The organism is Mesorhizobium sp. M1334, assembly GCF_040317995.1.
GTDB lineage: Bacteria > Pseudomonadota > Alphaproteobacteria > Rhizobiales > Rhizobiaceae > Mesorhizobium.
In genome coordinates this window covers 46025-55589 of record NZ_JAMYLM010000028.1, presented here as the reverse complement: position 1 = coordinate 55589, position 9565 = coordinate 46025, and the positions used below count along the sequence as shown (strand labels likewise).

At 61.7% G+C, this 9565-nt stretch carries 9 protein-coding genes and 1 pseudogene; 2 read left to right on the top strand and 8 right to left on the bottom strand.

Annotation, left to right across the window (positions count from 1 at the left end; translation table 11 throughout):
* Nucleotides 1–123: 123 nt before the first annotated feature.
* The 4 genes from NKH17_RS29245 to NKH17_RS29230 form a co-directional block, all read right to left on the bottom strand.
* Nucleotides 124–1929 carry an ABC transporter ATP-binding protein gene (locus tag NKH17_RS29245; RefSeq protein ID WP_352901383.1) on the bottom strand — a complete coding sequence of 602 codons (1806 nt, stop codon included), beginning with the start codon at nt 1927–1929 and terminating at the stop codon, nt 124–126.
* 382 nt (nt 1930–2311) lie between these two features.
* Nucleotides 2312–2725, bottom strand: coding sequence for a GNAT family N-acetyltransferase (locus NKH17_RS29240; protein WP_352897983.1), 414 nt, complete (start codon nt 2723–2725; stop codon nt 2312–2314).
* 26 nt (nt 2726–2751) lie between these two features.
* Complete coding sequence (locus NKH17_RS29235) at nt 2752–4434, bottom strand: NAD+ synthase (protein WP_352901380.1); 1683 nt, start codon at nt 4432–4434, stop codon at nt 2752–2754.
* A gap of 65 nt (nt 4435–4499) precedes the next feature.
* On the bottom strand, nt 4500–5213 hold the full coding sequence (locus NKH17_RS29230; RefSeq protein ID WP_352806917.1) for a DNA-3-methyladenine glycosylase I: 714 nt from the start codon (nt 5211–5213) through the stop codon (nt 4500–4502).
* Nucleotides 5214–5296: 83 nt separating this feature from the next.
* On the opposite strand from NKH17_RS29230, the pseudogene NKH17_RS29225 reads away from it, so the two are divergent.
* Together NKH17_RS29225 and NKH17_RS29220 are read left to right on the top strand one after the other, a co-directional pair.
* Nucleotides 5297–5859, top strand: a pseudogene (locus NKH17_RS29225) (DUF1003 domain-containing protein).
* Complete coding sequence (locus tag NKH17_RS29220) at nt 5856–6443, top strand: DedA family protein (protein WP_352636793.1); 588 nt, start codon at nt 5856–5858, stop codon at nt 6441–6443. The pseudogene NKH17_RS29225 and the gene NKH17_RS29220 overlap by 4 nt, the downstream one beginning before the upstream one ends.
* A gap of 3 nt (nt 6444–6446) precedes the next feature.
* On the opposite strand, the gene NKH17_RS29215 is transcribed toward NKH17_RS29220, so the two are convergent.
* The 4 genes from NKH17_RS29215 to NKH17_RS29200 all read right to left on the bottom strand — a co-directional run bounded on the left by NKH17_RS29215 (nt 6447) and on the right by NKH17_RS29200 (nt 9492).
* A complete protein-coding gene (locus NKH17_RS29215; protein ID WP_352901376.1) occupies nt 6447–7034 on the bottom strand; it encodes a hemerythrin domain-containing protein in 588 nt (195 codons plus the stop codon).
* A 102-nt stretch (nt 7035–7136) separates the two neighbouring features.
* Nucleotides 7137–7496 carry a diacylglycerol kinase gene (locus NKH17_RS29210; protein WP_254820160.1) on the bottom strand — a complete coding sequence of 120 codons (360 nt, stop codon included), beginning with the start codon at nt 7494–7496 and terminating at the stop codon, nt 7137–7139.
* 77 nt (nt 7497–7573) lie between these two features.
* Nucleotides 7574–7993: a GFA family protein gene (locus NKH17_RS29205; RefSeq protein WP_352479013.1), complete on the bottom strand. Its 420-nt coding sequence runs from the start codon at nt 7991–7993 to the stop codon at nt 7574–7576.
* A 125-nt stretch (nt 7994–8118) separates the two neighbouring features.
* Complete coding sequence (locus NKH17_RS29200; protein WP_352508814.1) at nt 8119–9492, bottom strand: class II 3-deoxy-7-phosphoheptulonate synthase; 1374 nt, start codon at nt 9490–9492, stop codon at nt 8119–8121.
* Between the last annotated feature and the right edge of the window lie 73 nt (nt 9493–9565).

Sequence of the window (9565 nt, the reverse complement as noted above, 5' to 3'; positions counted from 1 at the left end):
GGCTTTGCGCGCCCCCCCCCCCCCCCCCCCCCCCCCCCCCGCCCACCAAAAAAAAACCCCCCCCAACCACCACCCCCCCCCCCCCCCCCCATCCCCCCCCCCCCCCCCCCCCCCCCGCAACCGTCAGATCACCAGGCCTTTGGTCAGTTCAAGCGCCTGGCGTTCGAACAGCCGGCGGTAGATGCCGCCTTGCAGCCGGATCAGCTGGTCATGCGAGCCCTCTTCGACGATGCGGCCGCGATCGAACACCAAAAGCCTGTCCAGCGCCCGCACCGTCGACAGCCGGTGGGCAATTACCAGCGTCGTGCGGCCGACCATCAAGCGCTCCATCGCCTGCTGGATCAGCACCTCCGATTCCGAATCGAGGCTCGACGTTGCCTCATCCAGGATGAGAATGCGCGAATCGGCAAGGAAGGCGCGTGCGATTGCAACACGCTGACGCTCGCCGCCCGACAGCTTTACGCCGCGCTCGCCGACCAGCGTGCCATAGCCTTTCGGCAAATTGGCGATGAAGTCATGCGCGCTGGCCAACCGCGCCGCCTGCTCGATCTCGGCCTGCGTGGCGGCCGGCCGGGCATAGGCGATGTTTTCGGCCAGCGACCGGTGAAACAGGATCGGCTCCTGCTGGACGATTGCGATCTGTGCGCGCAGCGACGCCTGCGCCACCTTGGCAATATCCTGGCCGTCGATCAGGATATTGCCCGCAGTCACGTCGTAGAGGCGCTGGATCAGCTTGACGAATGTCGTCTTGCCGGAGCCCGAATGGCCAACCAACCCAACCCGTTCGCCCGGCGCGATATCCACCGAAAAGTCGCGATAGAGCGGCAGGCGGTGGCTGCCATAATGGAACGTTACATTGTCGAAGGTGATACGGCCATCGGTGATCCGGATCGGTTTGGCTCCGGGCCGATCCTCGATGCCGAGTGGTTCGGACTGGAAGTCGACCAGTTCCTCCATGTCGTTGATCGAGCGCTGCAGATTGCGGATATGCGTGCCGATGTCGCGCAGATAGCCTTGCAGCACGAAGAATGAGGTCAGCACGAAGGCGACATCGCCGGCGCTCGCCTGCCCCCACGACCACAAAAGCAGGGAGAAGCCGATGACAGCTGCCCTCAAAAGCAGCAGCATCGTTCCTTGCGTGGTGCCGTTGACGGTGCCGCGCATCCAGGTGCGGCGCGTGCGACCGCGCCATTTGGCGACGACCTCGGCAAGCCGCGTCTCCTCGCGTTCCTCGGCGCCAAAACCCTTGACCACGGCGTTGCAGCTCACCGCATCGGCCAGCGAGCCGCCAAGCCGTGTATCCCACGCATTGGCAAGCCTTGCCGCAGGCGCGACATAGCCAAGCGACAGCATCGTCGTCACCGCGATGAACAGAACCGAACCGGTGGCGACGACAGCACCCATCAGCGGCCAGAACCAGCCAAGCAGCAGCGTCGAGCCGACGAGCATGACGACCGATGGCAGCAGCGCGATCAGGATCGTGTCGTTGAGCAGGTCGAGCGCCCACATGCCGCGCGTTATCTTGCGCACCGTCGATCCGGCGAAGCTGTTGGCGTGCCAATTGGTGGAGAAGCGCTGTACGCGGTGGAAGGCGTCGGCGGCGATATCCGCCATCATCTTCAACGTCAGCTCGACAATGGCCATGAAGGCGAGATTGCGCAGCACGACACCGGTGAGCGCCAGGGCAACCAGCATCGAAAAGGCCGCCATCGCCGCGTTCCACGCAACATCGTCGGCCGCAGCACTGCTGGCGACGGCATCCACCAGCCGGCCGGAATAGAGCGGCGTCAGCACGTCGGCCAAGGTCGACAGCAGGAACGTGCCCATAATGCCGGCAAGCCGCCACGGCTGACGCCGCCAATGGCTGAGCGTGAAGCCAAGAACGCTGCGAAAGGCGCCCGCGCGCAAATCTATTCGAAAACGAGCCATGATGTCATTCGGGCACAAACGAGCCCGATCCCACGAAAGTAGAAATTGAAAAACCGCGTTGGCGCCGTTTGGCGCCCGGAGATGCGGAGGTTTGGCGTATTTGGCGGCCCTGTAGAGGGCGGCGACCGGCAGCGGCAAAATACCTGCCTTGGGTTCAGCCTTGCCGCGAGGCTATGTCGCGGCGCACTGACCAAGACCTAGGCTTCGCGGCCTCGCATAACGATCTCAAATCCTGGCATTCGGTTCCTCCTGAAGGGGAATCGCGGAGAGGCGTTTATAGAGACGCCTCAACGCCGCGCCAAGTCAGTAGATAGCCCAAAGCGCATCTGGTCCAAGCAGTGAGACGATTTTGCAACAACGGCCGGTTGTACGCCGCGTCTGTTCAAATTGCCGGCATACGGTCGAGGCGCATATAGCGGCCGTCGGTGGAAGGCCTGAAGCCGAGCTTCTCGTAAACCGCATGGGCGTCGTTGGTCGACAGGCTCCAATGCGTGACAGTCTTGCAATCGGGATGATCGATAAGCGCCTGGACAAGCCGGGTTCCGATGCCTTGCCCGCGATACCCGGGCCAGACAATGATGTCGGCGAGATAGGCAAATACCGTACGGTCGGTGATCGCCCGACCAAAGCCGACCTGATTGCCGCCGACATAGGCGCCGACGCACAGTGAATTGGCAAAGGCGCGGCGGTGCAGTTCATCGCTGCGGCCGCTGCCCCAATAGCTCTCCTTCAAGATGTCGGACGTCGCCCGGAAGTCGATCTGCGACATGTCAAAGCTGATCTCAAAGTTGGCCATGGCTAAACCGTTATGCAGCCAATCGCCTACCCGCCATCCCTGAACCGGTTGGTAATGGGATAGCGGCGGTCGCGGCCAAAATTCTTCCTGGTGATCTTCACGCCGGGCGCCGCCTGCCGGCGCTTGTATTCGGCGACATAAAGCAGGTGCTCGACGCGCGTCACCGTCGCCCGGTCATGGCCGCGTGCAACGATCTCGTCGACGCCCATCTCGTTCTCGACCAGGCACTCCAATATGTCATCGAGCACCGGATAGGGCGGCAGCGAATCCTGGTCGGTCTGGTTCTCTCGCAGTTCCGCCGAGGGCGCCTTGTCGATGATATTATTCGGGATCACCTCGCCGGACGGGCCTAGCGCGCCCGGCGGCACATGCGCGTTGCGCCAGCGCGATAACGCATAGACCTGCATCTTGTAGAGGTCCTTTATCGGGTTGAAGCCGCCATTCATGTCGCCATAGAGCGTGGCGTAGCCGACCGACATCTCGCTCTTGTTGCCGGTAGTGACCACCATCGAGCCGAACTTGTTGGAAATCGCCATCAGGATGGTGCCACGGGCCCGGCTCTGCAGGTTTTCCTCGGTGATGCCTTCCTTGGTGCCCTCGAAAAGCTGCGTCAGTGTGTGCAGGAAGCCCTCGACCGGCTCGAAGATCGGCACGATATCGTAGCGGCAGCCGAGCGCGCGGGCGCAGTCCTCGGCGTCCTTGAGCGAGTCCTTCGAAGTGTAGCGGTAAGGCATCATCACGGCGCGCAGCCGCTCCTCGCCCAGCGCATCGACGGCAAGTGCCGCGCAGATCGCCGAATCGATGCCGCCGGAAAGGCCAAGCACGACATTCTTGAAGCCGTTCTTGTTGACGTAGTCGCGCAAGCCCAACATGCAGGCGCGATAGTCGGCCTCCTCCTTTTCAGGGATTTTCGACATCGGTCCGTCAGAGCAGCCCCAGATGTCATTCTTTCGCTTCCAGGTGGTGACGTTGACCGTCTCCTCGAACTGGCTCATCTGGAAGGCCAGCGTCTTGTCAGAACCGATGGCAAACGATGCGCCGTCGAAGACCAGTTCGTCCTGGCCGCCAAGCTGGTTGGCATAGATGATCGGCAGTCCGCATTCGATGACCTGGCGGATGACGATCTGGTGGCGGACATCGACCTTGCCGCGATAGTAGGGCGAGCCGTTCGGCACCAGCAGGATTTCGGCGCCGCTTTCGGCCAGCGTCTCGCAGACGGCAACTTCGCCCCAGATGTCTTCGCAGATCGGCACTCCCACGCGCACGCCGCGGAAATTGACCGGCCCCTGGATCTCGGGGCCGGCCTGGAAGACGCGCTTCTCGTCGAACTCACCATAATTCGGCAGATCGAGCTTGTAGCGTTCGGCAAGGATTTTGCCGCCATCAGCAAAGATGATCGAATTGTGCGTGCCGGTCTTGCGCTTCAACGGCGTGCCGATGATGAAGCCCGGGCCGCCGTCGGCGGTATCGCCGGCGAAATCCTCCGCCGCCCGCTCGCACGCCTTCAGGAATGCCGGCTTCAGCACCAGATCCTCAGGCGGATAGCCGGCAAGGAAAAGCTCGGTGAACAGCACGAGGTCGGCGCCTTGGCGGGCGGCATCCGCCCTCGCCTCGCGCGCCTTGGCGAGATTGCCGGCGACGTCGCCGACCGTCGGATTGAGCTGGGCGACGGCGATGCGCAATATGTCTGGAGCGGTCCTGTCTGTCATGCCCGTGGGTTTAGCGCGGCAAAATTCGTCGGGCAATGGCGTTCGTTTGGACCAAACAATCGATCCTATTCGCCCATATATTCGCGCAAGGCTTCCGGCGGATGGTTCTCGCCGATCGACATTGCCAGAATGCGTGAAATGTGTCGGTGCGGCAGCCCGGTTTCCGCCGCCCAGGCGTTGATCTGCGCCTGGATCCTGCCCAAATCCCTCTTCGACGTCGGGCTCTCCGCAATGTCGAATCCGGCATCGCGCAGTGCGGCCGCCATATCGGCCGAGACAACAAAAGCGTCCCACTCCAGCCAGCGCAGAAAATACTGACCGGTATTGCCGCCGAGCCGGCTGCCGTGCTTGCCGAGATAGGCCATCAACCCGACCTGGTCATCCGCCGGCCAATCGGCCAGGAACTTGCCGAAGCTGCCGTGCTCCTTCGACACACGCTCGACGAAGGCCGCGTTGTCGCGTACGGATTTGATCTTCTGCGGATTGCGCACGATGCGCTTGTCGGCGGTGAGATCGTGCCAGAAATCGTCAGGCTGGAACAGCAGCCGCTTCGGCTCGAAGCCAAGAAATGCTTCCTCGAAACCCGGCCATTTCTGCTCGATGACGCGCCAGACGAAGCCGGCGGCAAAGACCCGCTCAGCCATGGTCGACAGGATCCGGTCATCCGCAATCTTTGCCACCGCGGCATTGTCAGGCATTGGACCCAGCAGCGACGTAAGGGCTGCCTCACCGCCTTTGCGTTTTGCTGCACGGGCGCGAATTTTCTGAAAATCCACCATTGTTTCCTGATCCCATCGCGTCAATCTACCACTTCCCGTATGAACCGGCAGCTTCTACCTCATCGCTGACGACGGAGGCGACGATGAACAAAACGATCGAGGACCTGGCAAGCCGCTGGCTGAAGCGAAAGCCGGACGGCCTCAGCGCGCTCGAAAGCCGGGTACTGCAATCTACGCTCGAGCGCACCACGATCTCCAAGGACACCAACAAGGCCGTCGCCTTTCACCAGACGTTTGGAGATCGCCTGGCCGACACCATCGCCCGGATCGGCGGCTCGTGGTCCTTCATCCTGGCATTCATTGGCTTCCTGATCCTGTGGACGGCAGGCAATGTCTGGCTCTTGTCGAGCGCGGCCTTCGATCCCTATCCATTCATCTTCCTCAATCTCGTGCTTTCCATGGTTGCCGCCCTGCAGGCGCCAGTGATCATGATGGCGCAGAACCGCCAGACCGAGCGCGATCGAATCGACGCCGCCCACGACTATAGGTTAATCTCAAGGCCGAGATCGAGATCATGGCGTTACACGAAAAGCTCGACGAACTGCGCCACAGCCAGATCATCGGCATGCGAGACGAGATCGCCCGGCTGGCCGAGCAGGTGAAGCGCATCGACCACATTCTGTCGAAGCAGCGAACGTCTTCATGACGGAAGCCATCCATCGTCTCATTGAGCAATATGGGTTGGTCGCGGTTTTCCTGGGCTGCGTGGCCGAGGGCGAAAGCGCCGCCATCCTTGGCGGTTTCTTCGCGCATCAGCATGTTTTCGTCCTGTGGCAGGCTTTCCTCGCGGCAGCGCTTGGCGCCTTCGGTGGCGACACGTTCTTCTTCATCTTGGGGCGGAGCTTCGCCGACCATAAATTCGTGATCAGGCTCCGTGCCCGGCCGGGCTTCAGCCACGCCTATCGTCTCGTCACCTCTCATCCCAACATCTTCGTGCTGTCGAACCGCTACATCTATGGCCTGCGCCTGGTCGGTGGTATCGCGGCGGGGCTGTCCGGCATCGCCGCGGCGCGTTTCGCCATCCTCAACGCCATCTCATCGGTGGTCTGGGCGGCGCTGTTCTGCACGGTCGGTTATGTGTTCGGGCTGGGTGCCGAGCGCATCGTCGGCCAGGCGCTAGCCCGCCACGAGCGGCTGCTGATCGCTCTGGCAATCGGCCTCGTTGTGGCTATCCTCGGCTGGCTGGCGTCGCACTTCCTCGCCAAGAAGGAGCTTCGCAAGGGAAGCTGATCGTCAATCTATGCCGAGCGCACGGTCGCCCTTTTCCAGGATCAGCGGGATGATCAGGTCTTCCTCGTCGGCAAGATGCCTGGTCAGCATGGCGATCAGCCGGCTGTTCTCGTCGGGATAGGTGTCGGCGGCGAAGCGCTGCTTGACCTCGCTCTCCTGAAGCGTGCGGATGAAGGCATTTGCCGCCTCGGCATTGCGCTCCAGTCCCTTATGGATTGTGTGGTGATCGGCATCGAGAATCTCGAAGCCGCGCTTCAGACGGGTCTCGGCCCTGGCGAAGACCGGGAAATAATGATGGTCCTCGACATTGTGATGGCCGTCGAGATTGCCGAGGAAATGGTTGAGGCGCGGCGCGAACCAACGGGCGAATTCCGGCGCGTTCAGCCTACCTTCTCGATAATCGCCGATACCATTGGTGAGCATGCCGCCAAGCTCGCGGAACATATCGTGCCGCTGCAGCCACATATTGGCCACGCCGTGGATGTTGGCATGCGCCTGCCAGATCTCGCGCGGATATTTTTCGGCCAGCCAGCGCAGATCGTCCGGCAGGCCCTCACGTTCGAGCAGCAGAAATCCGGCGGTATCGGTCATGTCGGTTCCCTCAGACCATGATCCCGAAAAGTGGTACCGGTTTTTCGGAAGAGATCGTGGTCAAAACGAGAAATGCAGTGACGGCATGTAGTGTCTGAAACGTCAGATCGGCACCCCGAGGATCCGCTCGACGATGGCGACGCCCCAGACGCCTGCAGCGATTACCACCGAAATAAGCACCGCCAGCGAACCGCAATCCTTGGCCAGTTGGATATCGATGTTGAATTCACGGCTGAACGCGTCGCATGCCGCCTCGATGCCGGTATTCAGCACCTCGATCATGATCATGAGCAGCACCGCGCCGATCAGCAGCGCATAGCCGCGCCACGATTCCGAAAGGAACCAGCCGAGCGGCAAGGCAAGCACAAGCAGCGTCAGCTCCAGCTGGAAGGCCTCCTCGCTGGCGGCCAGTTTGCGAAACGCCCGCACCGAGTTGTAAAAAGCGTCGATCAGCCGCTGCATGCCAAAACCCTTCGGAATCACCGGCAGGGGATTAGCGCAATGGCTGGACCAAGGGAATAAGGCGACCTCTTCAAAAATCAGTCGCCTGCCACCTTGATCGACGGCGTTGACTTCTCGAACTGCGGCAGCCCGTCGTCGACCGCGTAATAGTCGCCCTTGTCGCCGACGAAGATGTGACATTCCCCTTGAAGTCCGGTTGGCGCGTCGAACAGCCCGGCCAAGACTGAAACATAGCCATCATCCGTCGGCTTCCAGAACAGCAGCGAGCCGCATGTCTTGCAGAAACCGCGTCTGGCAAACGAAGATGCCTCGTACCAGGTGATGCTGTCCGCGCCCGTGATTGTGATGTCGGGGTCGGCAACATTGGTTGCAGCATAAAAATGCCCGCTCTGCTTCCGGCACTGCGAGCAATGGCAGTAGATAACACCGCGCAGCGGTCCTCGTGTCTGGAACCGCACTGCCCCGCACAAGCATGATCCGGTGTGACTGTCAGCCATATCGGCCTCCCGATGCAATTGCCGTCGCTTCGCAGGATTCCAGTTTTGCGTGCGTCAGGCACGAGCAAATGCGACACCGGCCGGACGCGTTTCGCTGACCACCTCGATGATCGAATACGTTCTAATCAGCCGTTGACGGCCTGCTTGTGCTGGACCGGATGGCTCTTCTTTAGCAGATCGGACACCAGGAACGCCAACTCGATCGCCTGGTCGGCGTTGAGCCGCGGATCGCAATGGGTGTGGTAGCGATCCTGCAATTCTTCGGCCGTGATGGCGCGGGCACCACCGGTGCATTCGGTGACGTTCTTGCCTGTCATCTCGATGTGTATGCCGCCGGGATGCGTGCCTTCGGCGCGGTGCACCTCGAAGAACGTCTGCACCTCCTTCAGGATGCGGTCGAACGGCCGTGTCTTGTAGCCGGCGGCCTCGATCGTATTGCCATGCATCGGATCGGAAGACCACACCACACTGCGGCCTTCCTTCTGCACCGCTCGCACCAGCCTCGGCAGATGGTCGGCAACCTTATCGGAGCCGAAACGAGCGATCAGCGTCAGCCGGCCGGGCTCGTTCTCCGGATTGAGCAGATCGATGAGCTGCAACAGGCCGTCCGGCGTCAGCGACGGCCCGCATTTCAGCCCCAGCGGGTTCTTGATGCCGCGGCAATATTCGACATGCGCATGGTCGGGTTGGCGCGTGCGATCGCCGATCCAGATCATGTGGCCAGAGGTGGCGTACCAGTCGCCCGAGGTCGAATCGACACGGGTCAGCGCCTCTTCGTAACCGAGCAACAGCGCCTCATGGCTGGTATAGAAATCGGTCTCGCGCAGCGCATAATTGGTCTCCGAGGTGATGCCGACGGCCTTCATGAAGTCCATCGTCTCGGTGATGCGGTTGGCGAGCGACTCGTATTTCTCGCCCTGCGGGCTGTCGGAGACGAACCCGAGCATCCATTGATGCACGTTCTCCAGGCTGGCGTAGCCGCCCTGGGCGAAGGCGCGCAAAAGGTTGAGCGTCGCCGCCGATTGGCGGTACGCCATCTCCTGTCTTGCAGGATCGGGAATGCGCGACTTGGCATCGAACTCGATGCCGTTGATGATGTCGCCGCGATAGCTGGGCAGCGTCACACCGCCCTTGGTCTCATTGTCGGACGAGCGCGGCTTGGCGAACTGGCCGGCGACACGGCCGACCTTCACCACCGGTTGAGCGCCAGCGAAGGTCAGTACCACCGACATCTGCAGGAAGACGCGGAAGAAGTCGCGGATATTGTCCGCGCCATGTTCGGCGAAGCTCTCGGCGCAATCGCCACCTTGCAAAAGGAATGCGTCACCGGCAGCGACGGCTGCAAGCTGCTTCTTCAGCTTGCGTGCCTCACCTGCAAAAACCAGCGGCGGAAAGGTGGCGAGCTGGGCTTCCGTGTTCCTCAGCGCGGCAAGGTCCGGATAGGCAGGAACCTGCTGGATCGGCTTAGCTCTCCACGAATTCGGCGACCATTTCGTCATCGAAGCACCTAACGCTCTTTTCACGCGGACGCCATCGCCCGCCAATCCGCCCCATATGGGGTCGCGGCTGCAT